General features: G+C 66.5%; 13 protein-coding genes. 10 read left to right on the top strand and 3 right to left on the bottom strand.

From position 1 onward, the window contains the following. Positions 1 to 105 precede the first annotated feature (105 nt). Together A9179_RS04930 and A9179_RS04925 are read right to left on the bottom strand one after the other, a co-directional pair. Positions 106 to 1,554, bottom strand: coding sequence for a flavin-containing monooxygenase (locus tag A9179_RS04930; protein ID WP_187804725.1), 1,449 nt, complete (start codon positions 1,552 to 1,554; stop codon positions 106 to 108). 87 nt (positions 1,555 to 1,641) lie between these two features. Next, positions 1,642 to 2,718, bottom strand: a complete 1,077-nt coding sequence (locus A9179_RS04925) for an AraC family transcriptional regulator (protein ID WP_187804724.1) — start codon at positions 2,716 to 2,718, stop codon at positions 1,642 to 1,644. 264 nt (positions 2,719 to 2,982) lie between these two features. Here A9179_RS04925 and A9179_RS04920 point away from each other — a divergent pair, with 264 nt between their 5' ends. The 4 genes from A9179_RS04920 to A9179_RS04905 all read left to right on the top strand — a co-directional run bounded on the left by A9179_RS04920 (position 2,983) and on the right by A9179_RS04905 (position 5,809). Continuing rightward, positions 2,983 to 3,300 (top strand): SCP2 sterol-binding domain-containing protein, encoded by a 318-nt coding sequence (locus tag A9179_RS04920; RefSeq protein WP_187804723.1) that lies wholly within the window; start codon positions 2,983 to 2,985, stop codon positions 3,298 to 3,300. 57 nt (positions 3,301 to 3,357) lie between these two features. Next, on the top strand, positions 3,358 to 3,882 hold the full coding sequence (locus A9179_RS04915) for a VOC family protein (protein ID WP_187804722.1): 525 nt from the start codon (positions 3,358 to 3,360) through the stop codon (positions 3,880 to 3,882). A gap of 65 nt (positions 3,883 to 3,947) precedes the next feature. Continuing rightward, a complete protein-coding gene (locus A9179_RS04910; RefSeq protein ID WP_187804721.1) occupies positions 3,948 to 4,916 on the top strand; it encodes a quinone oxidoreductase family protein in 969 nt (322 codons plus the stop codon). A 59-nt stretch (positions 4,917 to 4,975) separates the two neighbouring features. Then, the gene (locus A9179_RS04905; RefSeq protein WP_223123172.1) at positions 4,976 to 5,809 is read left to right on the top strand and encodes an MBL fold metallo-hydrolase; all 834 of its coding nucleotides are present in this window, start codon (positions 4,976 to 4,978) and stop codon (positions 5,807 to 5,809) included. Positions 5,810 to 6,046: 237 nt separating this feature from the next. Here the strand turns inward: A9179_RS04905 and A9179_RS04900 are convergent, their stop codons facing one another. After that, entirely contained in the window at positions 6,047 to 7,120 is a 1,074-nt protein-coding gene (locus tag A9179_RS04900; protein ID WP_187804720.1) for an AraC family transcriptional regulator, read from the bottom strand. Between the two features lie 177 nt (positions 7,121 to 7,297). Between A9179_RS04900 and A9179_RS04895 the strand changes: the two genes are divergently transcribed. The 6 genes from A9179_RS04895 to A9179_RS04870 all read left to right on the top strand — a co-directional run bounded on the left by A9179_RS04895 (position 7,298) and on the right by A9179_RS04870 (position 13,818). Then, complete coding sequence (locus A9179_RS04895) at positions 7,298 to 8,203, top strand: M24 family metallopeptidase (protein WP_187804719.1); 906 nt, start codon at positions 7,298 to 7,300, stop codon at positions 8,201 to 8,203. After that, positions 8,193 to 9,449, top strand: a complete 1,257-nt coding sequence (locus A9179_RS04890) for an SMP-30/gluconolactonase/LRE family protein (protein WP_187804718.1) — start codon at positions 8,193 to 8,195, stop codon at positions 9,447 to 9,449. The genes A9179_RS04895 and A9179_RS04890 overlap by 11 nt, the downstream gene beginning before the upstream one ends. Positions 9,450 to 9,492: 43 nt before the next feature. Further along, positions 9,493 to 11,346: a DUF1302 domain-containing protein gene (locus A9179_RS04885; RefSeq protein WP_187804717.1), complete on the top strand. Its 1,854-nt coding sequence runs from the start codon at positions 9,493 to 9,495 to the stop codon at positions 11,344 to 11,346. A gap of 11 nt (positions 11,347 to 11,357) precedes the next feature. Continuing rightward, positions 11,358 to 12,725 (top strand): DUF1329 domain-containing protein, encoded by a 1,368-nt coding sequence (locus tag A9179_RS04880; RefSeq protein WP_187804716.1) that lies wholly within the window; start codon positions 11,358 to 11,360, stop codon positions 12,723 to 12,725. A 116-nt stretch (positions 12,726 to 12,841) separates the two neighbouring features. Continuing rightward, entirely contained in the window at positions 12,842 to 13,399 is a 558-nt protein-coding gene (locus tag A9179_RS04875; RefSeq protein ID WP_187804715.1) for a carboxymuconolactone decarboxylase family protein, read from the top strand. Between the two features lie 44 nt (positions 13,400 to 13,443). Next, positions 13,444 to 13,818, top strand: a complete 375-nt coding sequence (locus A9179_RS04870; RefSeq protein WP_187804714.1) for a hypothetical protein — start codon at positions 13,444 to 13,446, stop codon at positions 13,816 to 13,818. Positions 13,819 to 13,830: the final 12 nt, after the last annotated feature.

Raw genomic sequence — 13,830 nt, 5'->3', positions numbered from 1 at the left:
ACCCGCAAGACCCGAACCCCTTGAGGCCCGCGCCTCAAGGGGTTTTCTTTTACCCGCTGCAACCTCGCCAGACACCCACGACAGGGGGCCAGCGCACGCCCGGCTTCAGGAGAACTCCAGGGCCTCGTCCGCCACCGGCTGACGCAACAGCAGATCGCGATCCTGCTTGAAGTCGTTGAATACCCGCCACGGCGTCTGCCGCCCCTGCCGGGGCAGGATTTCCGCGCCGCGCTGCACATAGCCGGAGCGCATGCTGTCCATCACGCTCCCCTCCTCCATCTGCCCCGCCGGCGCCCGCGGGATCACCACCTCATGGCCGCGGGCCTGCATGTGGTTGAGCAGGCGGCACAGATAGCGCGAAGCCAGGTCGGACTTCAGCGTCCAGGGCGCGTTGGTGTAGCCGAAGATCCAGCCGATGTTGGGCATGTCCTGCGCCAGCACACCCTTGTAGGTCATCCGCGAATGGGTGGCCTGGCGCTCGCCATCGATCTGCAGCTCGGTGCCGCCCAGTGCCTCCAGGCGCAGCCCGGTGGCGGCGATGATGATGTCCGCCTCCAGCAGCACCCCGGACTTCAGCAGCACGCCGCGCTCGCTGAAGCTCTCGATATGGTCGGTCACCACCGAAGCCTGGCCCGTACGCAGCACACGGAACAGATCACCATCGGGCACCGCACAGAGGCGCTCGTCCCAGGGCATGTAGCTGGGGGTGAAATGGCGCATGTCGACCGCATCACCGAGCTGCTTGCGCACCCCGGCCAGCAGCCAGCGCCGCACCAGCTGCGGCCAGCGCCGCGAAGCCTGGTAGATGGCACGCTGCAGCCAGATATTGCGCCGCCGCGCCAAGCCGAAGACCCAGCGCTCGGGCAACACGCGCTTGAGCAAGCCAGACAACTTGTCCTCACCGGGCACCGTCAGCACATAGCTGGGCGAGCGCTGCAGCATGGTGACATGGGCAGCCTCGGCGGCCATGGCCGGCACCAGGGTCACGGCGGTCGCGCCACTGCCGATGATCAGCACCCGCTTGCCTGCGTAGTCGAGCCCCTCGGGCCATTGCTGTGGATGGATGAAGGTGCCCTGGAAGCGCTCCAGGCCCGGGAAGTCGGGCAAGTAGCCGGCGTCATAGCTGTAGTAGCCGGTGCAGGGAATCAGAAAGCGGCAGGTGTAGCTCAGCTCAGCGCCGCTGGCCTCATCGACCCCGTGCAGCGTCCACAGGCGCTGCTGGCTGCACCAGCAGGCGCGGGTGGTGCGGATGCCGAAATGGATCTTGTCGTCGACCCCATACTCGCGCGCGGTGTCAGCGATGTACTGGCGGATGGCCGGGCCGTCTGCCAGGGTCTGCAGGCTGTTCCAGGGGCGGAAGCCATAGCCGAAGGTGAACATGTCGGCATCCGAACGGATACCGGGATAACGAAACAGATCCCAGGTTCCCCCAATGGCCTGGCGCCGCTCGATCACGGCATAACCAAGGCCCGGCGATTCACGCGTCAGGTGGCTGGCCATGCCGATGCCGGAAAGCCCGGCGCCGATGATCAGTACGTCGTAATGCTGGCTCACTGCGTTGCTCCCGCTCTTGTTGTGCCTCCAGTATGCAAGCAGAGCGGCGTACAAGGATTGACAGGAGCCGGCCGCGATTGACCGCAGTTACTCCGCAGCGGCATCGCCCGCAGGAGCGCTATGGCTGCGCCGGTACTGCCCCGGCGTCATCCCGCTCCAGCGCTTGAAGGCGCGCTGGAACGCGCTCTGCTCGGAGAAACCGAGCAGGTAGGCGATATCCACCAGACCGAGGTTGGGGTCGCGCGCATAGCCGATGGCCAGCGAGCGGCGCAGGTCGTCGACGAAACTGCGAAAGCTCAGCCCACGCTGGGCCAGATGCTCCTTGAACTGGGCCTCGCTCATGCCGCTGGCCTTGGCTGCCACCTGAATGCGCGGTTCGCCCTGGCTGAACGACTCCAGCACGCTACGCCGAGCGATGGCCAGCCAGGCCGGTTCCAGAGCATCGCCGAGCTGCTTGAGGAGCTGCTCGCAGACATCGTTCATGATCCGCCGCAGCTTGCTGTCGGCCAGCGGCAGCTGCAGGTGCAGGTAGCTCGCATCGAAGGCGACCGTGGTCTCTGGCGCGCCGAACTTCAGCGGGCAGCGGAACAGTGCCTGGTATTCGCTGATGTCGTCCGGCCGCGCATGGCGGAAGGCCACCCAGTTCGGATTGATGTCCGGCCGGTTGCCGAACCAGCGGGCCAGGGTCAGCCAGGTGGCCAGGTTCAGCTCGTCCTGGATGCGCCCCAGCTGCCGGTCGCCGGGCAGGCTGCTGCGCCAATGGCGGATGCACTCCTGGCCACGGATCTCCACCACATGGTGCCCGGCATCGATGGCCAGTACCGAATAGCGGGCCGCCTGCTGCATCAGCTCCAGGCCGTTGGAGCAGGCCATCAGGGCAAAGCCGTAGGAGCCCAGATGACCCGGGCGCACGCCCTGGCCCATCTTCAGCCCCAGGCAGGGTTCATTCAGCTCGCTGGCGGTCAGCTCGCACAGGCGGTCGAAGCTGGCAAAGGGAATCCGCCCGTTCTGGTCGCTCAGCGAATCCGCGGCGATCCCGGCCCGCTGGAGCAGATCCTCGATCGGCCGCCCCTGCTGGGTCACATAGTCGGTGAGCAAGCGCAGGAAATGCACCGCGACGCTGAAATGCTCAGTACCGAGCGACTCGGGGTTGTTCGTTGCCACTGCCGCACACCTCATCCGTGGCCCGCAGGCCAAGGGTCACAAGTGATCGAATTCGGTCAATACCGGCCGCCCGGCCGCCCTTTAGATTCGCTACCGATGCCAGCGCAAGCGCTGCCCGGCCGGGGCCGTCATGGCCCTCCAGTCTGACAAGGTTGCCGCGGCGATCCAAGTATCGCCCGCTCGCCTCGCCCTGCAGAACGTAACGCCGGCTTGCCGCGCCGCGCTCGGCATCACCCCAAGTCCAGAACAACAAGGAGTCGCCCCATGAGCGCCAACCAGTTCCTCCAGCGCCTGCCTGCCGCCCTCAACGAAGAGGCCGTCGCCGGCATCAGCTGCACCATCCAGTTCAACGTCGCCGAGCCGGCCTACGCCACCATCGGCGAAGGCGCCTGCGCCGTGCAGAACGGCAGCGCCGACGACGCCAACGTCACCCTGACCATCGCCGACGATGACCTGATCGCCCTGCTGCAGGGCGAGCTCGACGGCATGACCGCCTTCATGAGCGGCAAGCTGCAGGTCGAAGGCGACCTGATGCTGGCCCAGCAGATCAGCGGCTTCTTCGACGCCTCCCGCCTGGCCTGATCGCCCCACGGCGCTCCGCGTGCCGGGGCGCCAGAGCACAACAAGACCGGAGGTCATATGAGCAGAATTTTTGGTGCCGTCGCCCAGAACGGCTATGTGGTACGCGACATCCATGCCGCCATGGAGCACTGGATCAATGTGCTGGGCGTGGGCCCGTGGTTCTACGTCGAGCGGGTCAAGACCGACTATTTCCGCTACCGCGGCGAGGACTCGCCGCTGGAGATGAGCGTGGCGATCGCCAACTCCGGCGACCTGCAGATCGAACTGATCCAGCAGCACAACGATGCGCCGTCGATGTACAAGGACTTCCTCGACTCCGGCCGCGAGGGCCTGCAGCACGTGGCCTACTGGACCAAGGATTACCAGACCATCTACGACAACGCCCTGGCGCTTGGCCTCAAGGTCGGCCACGAAGGCCAGATCGGCGGCGACAAGGGGCGTTTCTCCTACTTCGAGACCGAGCTGCACCCCGGCTCGGTGGTCGAGCTGTCGGACATCAGCGGGCCCAAGGGCATGTTCTTCGAGTTCGTCAGAAAGTCCGCGCAGAACTGGGACGGCAGCAACCCCATCCGCAAGATCTGACCCGTCCACCTTTAGCGCTTCCCGTCTGCCGGCCGCGCCCGGGCGGGACAGCAGGAGATATTGAAATGCGTGCAATTGTCTCGAGTGCCAACGGCCCCGTCGTCCAGGATGTGCCCATGCCCAAACCCGGCCCCGGTCAGGTGTTGGTGCGGGTCAGGGCCTGTTCGCTGAACCGCGCCGACCTGCTGATCATGCAGGGGCTCGCCCACGGCTTTGCCGGCGGCGCCAATACGCCGATGGGCCTGGAGTGGGCCGGCGAGGTTGCCGAGGTCGGTACCGGCGTGACCAAGTGGCAGGTCGGCGACCGGGTGATGGGCGCCGGTTTCGCCGCCTTTGCCGAATACACCCTGGGCTTCGACTGGATGATCTACGCGATCCCCGCCGGGGTTTCCTACGAGCAGGCCGCCACCCTGCCGGTGGCCCTGCAGACCATGCACGATGCGATCAGCAGCAATGGCCAGCTGGTCGCGGGCCAGTCGGTGCTGATCCAGGGCGCCAGCTCGGCGGTCGGCCTGATGGGCATGCAGGTGGCCAAGTTCCTCGGCGCCGGCCTGGTCATCGGCACCTCCACCTCGGCCCAGCGCCGCGAGCGCCTGAGCGAGTTCGGCGCGGATCTCGCCATCGACACCAAGGCTGCGGACTGGGTCGCGCAGGTGAGCAAGGCGACCAAGGGCAAGGGCGTCGATCTGCTGATCGACTTCGTCGCCGGCTCGCTGATCAATGGCAGCCTGCAGGCCACCCGCATTGGCGGGCGCATGGTCAACATCGGACGACTGGACGGCAACAGCGGCGAATTCGACTTCGATCTGCACAACATGCGCCGCATCACCTACATCGGCGCCTCCTTCCGCTCGCGCACGCCGCAGGAGCTGATGGCGGTGATCGAACGCACCGCCAGCGTGCTCGGCCCAGCGGTGGCGGACGGCGTGCTGAAGCTGCCGATCGACAAGCTCTACCAGCTCGACGAAGCTGCTGAGGCGCTGGCGCGCATGGCGCGCAACGAACACTTCGGCAAGATCGTGCTCGAAGTCTGATCGCCCGCGGCTGGCAATCCAGCCAGCCGCCGGCCCGCCCCGGAGAGACAGAGCCTGCAATGAGCATCCGTATTCACCACCTCAACTGCGGCACCATGTGCCCGCTGTGCCAGCGCCTGATGAACAGCCGCAGCGGCAGCTGGCGCGAGCCCGGCAAGCTGGTCTGCCACTGCCTGCTGATCGAGACGCCGACCGCCCTGCTGCTGGTCGATAGCGGCATCGGCACCCAGGACATCGCCAACCCGCGCGAACGCCTCGGCGGCATCATGCCGCCGCTGTTCCGCCCGCAACTGCGCCTGGAGGAAACCGCGCTGCACCAGGTGCGCGCCCTGGGCTTTGATCCGCGGGACGTGCGGCACATCCTGCCCACCCACCTCGACGGCGACCACGCCGGCGGGCTGGCCGACTTTCCCGAGGCCGCCGTGCATGTGCTGCTGGCCGAGCTGCGCCAGCTCACCCACGGCAGCCGCAAGGACAAGCTGCGCTTTCGCCCGGCGCAGTTCACCCACCAGCCGTACTGGGTCGTGCACGAAGAGCCGGCGGGTGAAGACTGGTTCGGCTTCAACGCCATCCGCGCCCTCCCCGAGCTGGCGCTGGATGTACTGCTGATCCCGCTGCACGGGCATACCCGCGGCCACGTCGGCGTGGCGGTGCGCGACGGCGACAAGTGGCTGCTGCACTGCGGCGACGCCTATTACCACCACAGCCAGATGAGCGCCCAACCCGAGGTGCCGGCCGGCCTGGCGCTGTTCCAGCGGGTGATTGCCGAGATGCCCCAGGCCCGGGTGCAGAGCCTCGCCCGCCTGCAGCAACTGGCGCTCGAGCACGCCGGCCAGGTCGAGCTGTTCTGCGCCCACGACCCGCACGAACTGGCGCGCTATACCGCGCCCTAGTGCCTGCCTGGCGGAGCCGGGCCTTCGGTCAATCGGCCGTTGCTTGTGTCAATACGCCAGGCCGCGCCAGCGGCAAGATCGCAGCAGACCCGGCAGAGCGGCCAGCCGCCCTGCCGCCGACTTCCCCATACAACAACACAGCGGGGGCCGCCGATGAGTGCCACCTTTATCGTTCTTGCGCTGATCATCATCGTGGTGGGCAGTTACCTGCGCGCCCGGCTTGCCTGAACCGACAGGCTAGGGAGCGCTAGTCTCGGCCCGGTCGCCACGCAGGTGCTGGCGATAACGGTTCGGCGTGGTGCCGGCCCAGTCGCGGAACGCCTTGACGAAGTTCGAGGCGTCATTGAAACCGGCACGCTGGGCAACTATCGCAATCGGCAACGCCGTGCCCTGCAGCAGCTCGGCCGCGGTCTCGAAGCGCACTTCACGCAGCAGCTGGCGGTAGTTGCAGTCCAGCTGATCGAGATGACGGTTCAGGGTACGGCTGGACAGGTTCAGACGCCGCGCGATGTCCTCTACCGACGGCGGATTTTCCAGCTCCCGGCGCAGATGGATGCGCACCTGCTCAGGCAGCGACAGCGGAATCCGGTTGCGGCTGGCCACCTCGTCGCAACGTGCCAGCGCCAGCTTGAACAGGGTCGGACAGGCTCCCGGCAGGCGCCGGTCGAGCAGCGGGCGCGGGATCAAAATCTGGCTATACGGCTGGCTGAATTTAACCTTTTCTCCGAATAGCTGGCGATAGGGCTGCAGATCCTCGGGCGCGGGGTAATCGAACTCGATTTCCAGGCCCAGTTCCTCCAGCGGGGTTTCCAGGGTCAGCGCGGTCTGGTTGGCGATGGCGGTCAGCCAGGACTCCTGATTGAAGCAGTAGCGCTCGCCCAGCGGCACCAGCTTCGAGGCGATGATGGCGACGTACCCCGGCTTCTCCACCAGGCGCATGTCGAAGGCGCTGCCGAGCAGTTTCTGGTACTTCAGGGTGACCGCATGGGCCTCCCGCAAAGTCGGCGCACAGGCATAGGCGACGCCGAGTTCAGCCAGATGGGAAAGGCGGATGCGGGTGCCGAACAACAGGCCCAGGCGCGGGTTGCCGGTGATCGCCAGCGCCCGCGCAATCATCATCGCGAGCTGCTGGTAACTGAGCAGCGTATCCGGGTGGCTGAAGTGTTCCTGGCGCAGACCGGTGCCTTCCAGCAGTTGCTCGGCCTTCAGCCCCAGCTCCAGAAAGATATCCAGCAGCAGCGCGGGAAGAGGCACTGGCACCAGCGGCATGGTCAGGGAAATGAACGAGGAACTGGCCGATTCGATGCGCATGCGGGGCCTCCAAAACATGGCTGAATTCAACCATTAGATTGGCCATTGAGCAACACCAGCGCCCGCCCTCGGCTTTTAGCATCGTGGCATAACAACAACGCCGAGTACTGCCATGTACCCACTCAATCTGCCCCGCCTCCGCGGCCGACTCCCCCACCCCGACCGGGAGGGCGCAGCATGCCGATAGGCTACACACTCAAACCCAACGGCGCGCTGGATCGGCTCTACCGCTGGCTGTCCAAGATCAGCTCGAAATACGGTGGCGGCCAGGACATGCTGCCGCCCGCCGAGGCCATGGCCGGCTACCTCAAGGCCCAGCGCCTGGCCTATGCGGCTGTCGAGCATGTCGGCAAGCAGCTCAAGGTCGGCATGACCGAGCAGCAGGCCGCCGACCTGCTGGAGGGCTACCTGCGCCAGCACGGCACCGAGCGCTACCTGCACCGCGCCTTCGCCTGGTTCGGCAGCCACTCGCGCTTCGACGAGTACGCCGGCTACGCCGACTACCACCCCAGCGAGCGCCAACTGCGCGCCGAGGACGTGGCCATTCTCGATGTGTCGCCGGTGGTCGATGGCTACATCGGCGATGTCGGCTATGCCCTGTGCCTGACCCCCAACCCGCAACTGGACAAGGCCAAGGCCTTTCTCCTGCAGCTGCGCGCCGACATTCCCGGGCTGTTCGCCAGCCCCATGACGGCCGCCGAAATCTGGGCCGAGATCGACCGGCGCATCCACGCCGCCGGCTACGACAACATCCACAGCAAGTACCCGCATTGCGTGCTGGGCCACCGGGTCTTCCGGGTCAAGCCGAAGAAGGGCAAACACCTGCGGGTCGGCAACCGCTCCTTCGGCTGGTTCTCCCTGGAAACCAACCTGGCCTTCCTCAAGATGGGCCTGTCGGCGGCGCTCACTCCCGAGCACATCGGCAACAAGCTCGGCCTGTGGGCGATCGAGCCGCATATCGGCTGGGACGGCGGTGGCTGCAAGTTCGAGGAAGTGCTGGTGGTCGAGCCCACGCGCTGCTACTGGCTGGACGAGCAGGTGCCGCACGTGATCGAAGCGCGGAGCAAACGCCATGAAGGTTAACTACCTGCTCGGCGCCGTGCTGGCGGCCAGCCTCGCCGGTGCCTGGCTGCTCAGCACGCCGCCCGCCTACATCGAACTGGCGCCAGCCTACTCCATGGGTGAGGTGTCCGGCGAACTGCGCGCGGTGCAGGCGCCTGACGATCTCGCCCTCGACACCCGCGCCCCCGAGGTGCCCGGCCACGACGACATCCTGCTGCGCGAAGACCTCGGCCAGGCCTTCATCAGCGCACGCGACGGCTGGTTCTGGCGTATGGATCTGCGCAGCGGCCACGCCGAGCGCTTCGCCCAGACTCCGCTGGTGCCATCCGGTGCGCGCTTCGTGCCGGGCGACCGCGACCGCATCCTGTTCTGCAACTCGCACCTGTATGGCTTCAACCCGCCCGCCGAGGCAGCCGTTGGCATCTACGAACTCAACCTCGTGACCCGCGCCATTCGTCCAGTGGCCCTGCGCGTGCCGCTGCCTCCGCCGGTCAACCCGGCCGCCGAGCTGGGCAGCGTACAGCCGCTCGGTACGGGGGCAGTCGCGGTGAGCGAGTTGAACGCCAGCAACAGCCGTCCGATCGCCTTCTGCAACGACCTGGACATCAGCCAGGACGGCCAACGGGTGTACATGTCCGAACCCTACGCAGCCCCCGGCGCCGGCATGGGCGAAGCCGCCTTCGAAGAGGCGGTCAGCCTGGCCAACCATGGCCGCCTGTGGCTGTTCGACCTGCAGCGCGGCAGCGCCCAGCTGGTGGCGCAGGATCTGCACTTCATCGACGGCATCCTGGTCGACCGTGGCAGCGAGGATGCCAACGGCATCGAGCGCTCGCTGGTGATCAGCGAAACACCCAAGTTCCGCCTGCTCAGGCTGACCGTCGCCGGCGCCCAGGCCGGCCACAGCGAAGTGCTGCAGGAAGCGCTGCCGGGCATGCCGGACGGCCTCCAGCGCGACGCCCAGGGCCGCCTGTACGTGGCCTTCTACGCCCCGCGCTCGGCGCTGATCACCTGGCTGCACGCCAACCCCTGGCTGAAGCCGCTGATCCTGCGTCTGCCGCGCAGCCTGTTCGCCGAGCAGCGGCAGAGCGGCTTCGCCGTGTTCGATGCCAGCGGCCGCCACCCGTTGTACTGGTGGATGCACGACGGGCGCGCCATCCGCGGCATCTCCAAGGTGCTGCCGGAGCGCGACGGCATCTACCTGGCGAGTTTCGCCCGCAGCAACCAGGGCGTTCACCGGATCGACTACCCACCGCCGCTGGCGGACTGAGTCGAGTCTTTTCCACAACAAAAACAACAGTGGAGTCAAAGCCATGCGCAACATCAAACCCCTGGCGCTCGCCATCTGTGCGGCGACCAGTACGCCGGCGCTCGCCGTCAGCTTTCAATTCGGCGAACTGGAAGGCCAGTTCGACACCTCGCTGTCGATCGGTGCCAGCTGGTCGACGCAAAGCGCCAAGCAGGATCTGATCGGCGCCAACAACGGCGGCAAGGCGGCCTCGGTACTCAGCGACGACGGCCGGCAGAACTTCGACAAAGGCGAGACCTTCTCGAAGATCTTCAAGGGCCTGCACGACCTGGAGCTGCGCTACGGCGACAGCGGCGCCTTCGTGCGCGGCAAGTACTGGTACGACTTCGAGCTCAAGGACGAGAGCCGCCCTTGGAAGGACATCAGCGACAGCAACCGCAAGGCCGGCGCCCAGTCCTCGGGCGCCCAGCTGCTCGACGCCTTCCTCTACCACAACTACGAGATCGCCGGACAACCGGGCTCCGTGCGCCTCGGCAAGCAGGTGGTGAGCTGGGGCGAAAGCACCTTCATCGGCGGCGGCATCAACAGCATCAACCCGATCGATGCGGCGGCCTTCCGCCGCCCCGGGGCCGAGATCAAGGAAGGCCTGATTCCGGTCAACATGTTCTATGTCTCGCAGAGCCTGAGCGAGGATCTGTCGCTGGAGGCCTTCTACCAGCTGGACTGGGAACAGACGATTGCCGACAACTGCGGCACCTTCTTCGGCGCGGACGCCGTTGCCGATGGCTGCGATGAGAACATCGTCGGGCCGAACATCTCCGACAACGCCCTGGCCCATGCCGCCCTCGATCCCTTCGGCGTCCAGCTGTCCAGCGAAGGTATCGTCATCCCGCGGGTCAGCGACAACGATCCGCGCAACTCCGGGCAGTGGGGCGCCGCGCTGCGCTGGTACTCCACGCCACTGGATACCGAGTTCGGCGGCTACTTCATCAACTACCACAGCCGCACTCCGTACTTCAGCCTGGTCAGCGGGCCGAACATCGCCGACCTCAACTTCGCCAACGGCGTCTGCTCCAGCCTCGGCATTCCGGCGGCGGCCTGCGGCGGGATCATCGCCTCGCCCACCGGGCAGTCGCTGGTCAGCGCCTATCGCCTGGGCACCAGCAAGTTCTACTACGACTACCCGGAAGACATCCGCCTCTACGGCCTGAGCTTCTCCACCACCCTGGCCACCGGCACCGCCCTGGCCGGCGAGCTGAGCTACCGACCCAACGCGCCCCTGCAGATCAACGGCGCCGACATGGTCACCGGGCTGCTCGGCTCGGCCGCGGTGTCGCCGGTGTATGCGGCCTTCACCCCGGGCAACAACCAGGCGATTCCCGGCTACCAGCGCAAAGAGGTGAGCCAGTTCCAGGTGTCGGCCACTCAATTCTTCGACCGCGTAATGGGAGCCGAGCGCCTGACCCTGGTCGGCGAAGCCGCCGTGGTGCGCGTCGGCGGGCTGGAGGGCCATGGCGGCCTGCGCTACGGCCGCGATGCGGTCTACGGCACCGGCGCCCTGAGCGACAACAGCCTGTGCCGCACCAGCACCAACACCACCCGCCCGGAGGAGTGCAACAACAACGGTTTCACCACGAGCACCTCGTGGGGCTACCGCGTGCGTGCGATGTGGGATTACCGCAACGTCTTCGCCGGCATCAGCCTCAAGCCGAACCTGGCCTGGTCGCATGACGTGGAAGGTTACGGCCCCAGCTCCACCCCGTTCAACGAAGGCGCCAAGGCCCTCAGCGTCGGCCTGGATGCCGAGTACGACAAGACCTACAGCGCCAGCCTCTCCTACACCAACTTCTTCGATGGCGATTACAACACTCAGGTCGATCGCGATTTCCTCGCCCTGAGCTTCGGCGTGAACTTCTAACGGTGACAGACATGAATAACTACAAGCATCTGATCAGCAGCTCTGCCTTGCTGGCTTCCCTGTGGGTCGGCAGCACCCTGGCCGCCGTCAGCGCGCAGCAGGCGGCCACCCTCGGCCAGCAACTCACCCCGGTCGGCGCCGAGCAGGCCGGCAATGCCGCCGGCACCATTCCCGCCTGGAACGGCGGCCTGGCGAAGGACGCCGGCACCCTGGACGGTAGCGGTTTCATGAGCGATCCCTACGCTGGCGACAAGCCGCTCTTCACCATCACCGCGGCCAACGCCGAGCAGTACCGCGAGCACCTCAGCGACGGCCAGCTGGCCCTGCTCAAGCGCTACCCCTCGAGCTTCCGCATGCCGGTGTACCCGAGCCACCGCAGCAGCACCTTCCCCGACACCTGGCTGCAGAAAACCCGCGACAACGCCACCCAGGTAACCCTCGCCGGCGACGGCAACACCCTGCAGAACTACCGCATGGGCGTGCCCTTCCCGCTTGCCCAGAACGGCCTGGAGGCGGTCTGGAACCATATGGCGCGCTACCTGGGCTCGACTCTGCACCGCAACATCATCACTGCGGCGCCGCAGGCCAGCGGGCAGTACACCGCCAGCCTGCTCGACCAGGACATCGCCATGCAGTGGGCGGTCAGCGACCTTGGCCAGGCGAAGAACGACAACGTGCTGTTCTACTACAAGTGGCGCACCGTCTCGCCGGCCCGCCTGGCCGGTGACGTGCTGCTGGTTCACGAGACCCTCGACCAGGTCAAGGAGCCACGTCTGGCCTGGGTCTACAACGCCGGGCAGCGCCGCGTGCGCCGCGCCCCGCAGGTGTCCTATGACGGCCCGTCGACCACCAGCGACGGCCAGCACACCTCCGACAACTTCATGATGTACAACGGCGCGCCGGATCGTTACGAGTGGAAGCTGCTTGGCAAGAGCGAGCTGTATGTGCCGTACAACGCCTACCGCTTGGACGACCCCAAGCTCAAGTACGACGACATCATCAAGCCGGGCCACCTCAACCCCGACTACACCCGCTACGAACTGCACCGCGTGTGGGTCGTGGAAGCCAACCTCAAGCCCGGCAAACGCCATATCTACGCCAAGCGCCGCCTGTACCTCGACGAGGACAGCTGGCAGGCCCTGGTGGTCGACCACTACGACAACCGCGGGCAGATCTGGCGGGTCGCCGAAGGCCATCTGCAGCAGGTGTACCAGCAGCAGATCCCGATGATCCTGGTGGAGACCTGCTACGACCTGCTCAATGGCCGCTACTTCGTCTCCGGCCTGCGCAACGAAATCAGCAACGCACCGCAGTACGGCATCCCGATGTCGTCCACCGACTTCACCCCGGCGGCCCTGCGCCGCGCCGGGGTGCGCTAGGCCAACCGCACGCTACTGACCCAGGGCGGGAAACCCTCTGGACTTTCGGGCCGCCCGCCGGCGGCCCCTTTTTATTCAACGGGGCGCCAGCGCGCCCCACCTCGTGGAGATTGACCATGGCCGTTAGCCTGCCCCTGCCCACCGACGACGAGCTGTCCGAGGCCACCCGCAAGACCCTCGCCGGCCTGCCGCCGGCCAACGTGTTCCGCATGATGGCCAACGCCCCGAGCAGCCTGCCGGGCTTCATCCAGCTCGCCGCCTCGATCCTGCTGCAAAGCCAGTTCGACGCCCGCAAGCGCGAGATCGCCATTCTGCGCGTGGCCCAGGTCACCGGCTCGCACTACGAGTGGGCCCAGCATGTGCTGATCGCCCGTCGCGTCGGCGTGAGCCAGGAGGAAATCGACCGAATCGGCACTGCCGGCCCGGTTCAGGGCCTGGACGAGGAAGGCCTGCTGCTCTGCCGGGTGGCCGAGGAAATCAGCCGTGACGTACGCCTGAGCGACGAGGCCCTGGCGGCCATCCAGTCGCGCTACGGGGTACGCCAGGCCAGCGAGCTGATCCTCTGCTGCAGCTACTTCAACATGCTCAGCCGCTTCCTCGAGTCGACCCGGGTCGAACTGGATGCCGACCTCGAAGGCCTGCACGCCGCCAGTGGCCTGAGCCTTTCCCGCTGATGAAAAAGCCCACCCGCCAGGCGGGTGGGCCTCAGGAGTCCTGCATGGATATCAACCGCTTCATAAGTCTGCTGGTGATTGCCGGCTACCTCGTCGTCAATCTCACCATGCAGGTCGACTTCTTCGCCGGCCACGACATCTTCGCCAAGTACCAGGTGGCCACCTCCGCCGAACAGGCCCTGCAGATTGCCCGCGAGGCCTACTATGCGAAGACCGCCTTCCTGCTCATTCTGCTAATCCTGTTGGCCCTGCGCGTGCCCTTCGGCCTGGGCTTCGGCGTGTCCTTCCTGGCCTATGCCCTGATCATGCTGGCGTTCTTCGGCCTGGGTCGCTCGACCGCCATCTACCTGCTCGCCGCCGGCCTGCTGCTTGGCAGCTACATGCTGAGCCACTGGCGGGGCTCCAGCCCTGCGACCTGAAGCCCCGCCACT

Source organism: Pseudomonas alcaligenes, from assembly GCF_014490745.1.
In the GTDB taxonomy this organism is placed as follows: domain Bacteria; phylum Pseudomonadota; class Gammaproteobacteria; order Pseudomonadales; family Pseudomonadaceae; genus Aquipseudomonas; species Aquipseudomonas alcaligenes_C.
Note: the sequence above shows the minus strand (reverse complement) of the source record. Positions and strands in the feature narration are given on the sequence as shown.

Bases quoted from the DNA above. Each gene is read 5' to 3' on its own strand.
- A9179_RS04920 (WP_187804723.1), top strand. From the start codon at position 2,983: ATGAGCGCCAACCAGTTCCTCCAGCGCCTGCCTGCCGCCCTCAACGAA.
- A9179_RS04915 (WP_187804722.1), top strand. From the start codon at position 3,358: ATGAGCAGAATTTTTGGTGCCGTCGCCCAGAACGGCTATGTGGTACGC.
- A9179_RS04910 (WP_187804721.1), top strand. From the start codon at position 3,948: ATGCGTGCAATTGTCTCGAGTGCCAACGGCCCCGTCGTCCAGGATGTG.
- A9179_RS04905 (WP_223123172.1), top strand. From the start codon at position 4,976: ATGAGCATCCGTATTCACCACCTCAACTGCGGCACCATGTGCCCGCTG.
- A9179_RS04900 (WP_187804720.1), bottom strand. From the start codon at position 7,120: ATGCGCATCGAATCGGCCAGTTCCTCGTTCATTTCCCTGACCATGCCG.
- A9179_RS04895 (WP_187804719.1), top strand. From the start codon at position 7,298: ATGCCGATAGGCTACACACTCAAACCCAACGGCGCGCTGGATCGGCTC.
- A9179_RS04890 (WP_187804718.1), top strand. From the start codon at position 8,193: ATGAAGGTTAACTACCTGCTCGGCGCCGTGCTGGCGGCCAGCCTCGCC.
- A9179_RS04885 (WP_187804717.1), top strand. From the start codon at position 9,493: ATGCGCAACATCAAACCCCTGGCGCTCGCCATCTGTGCGGCGACCAGT.
- A9179_RS04880 (WP_187804716.1), top strand. From the start codon at position 11,358: ATGAATAACTACAAGCATCTGATCAGCAGCTCTGCCTTGCTGGCTTCC.
- A9179_RS04875 (WP_187804715.1), top strand. From the start codon at position 12,842: ATGGCCGTTAGCCTGCCCCTGCCCACCGACGACGAGCTGTCCGAGGCC.
- A9179_RS04870 (WP_187804714.1), top strand. From the start codon at position 13,444: ATGGATATCAACCGCTTCATAAGTCTGCTGGTGATTGCCGGCTACCTC.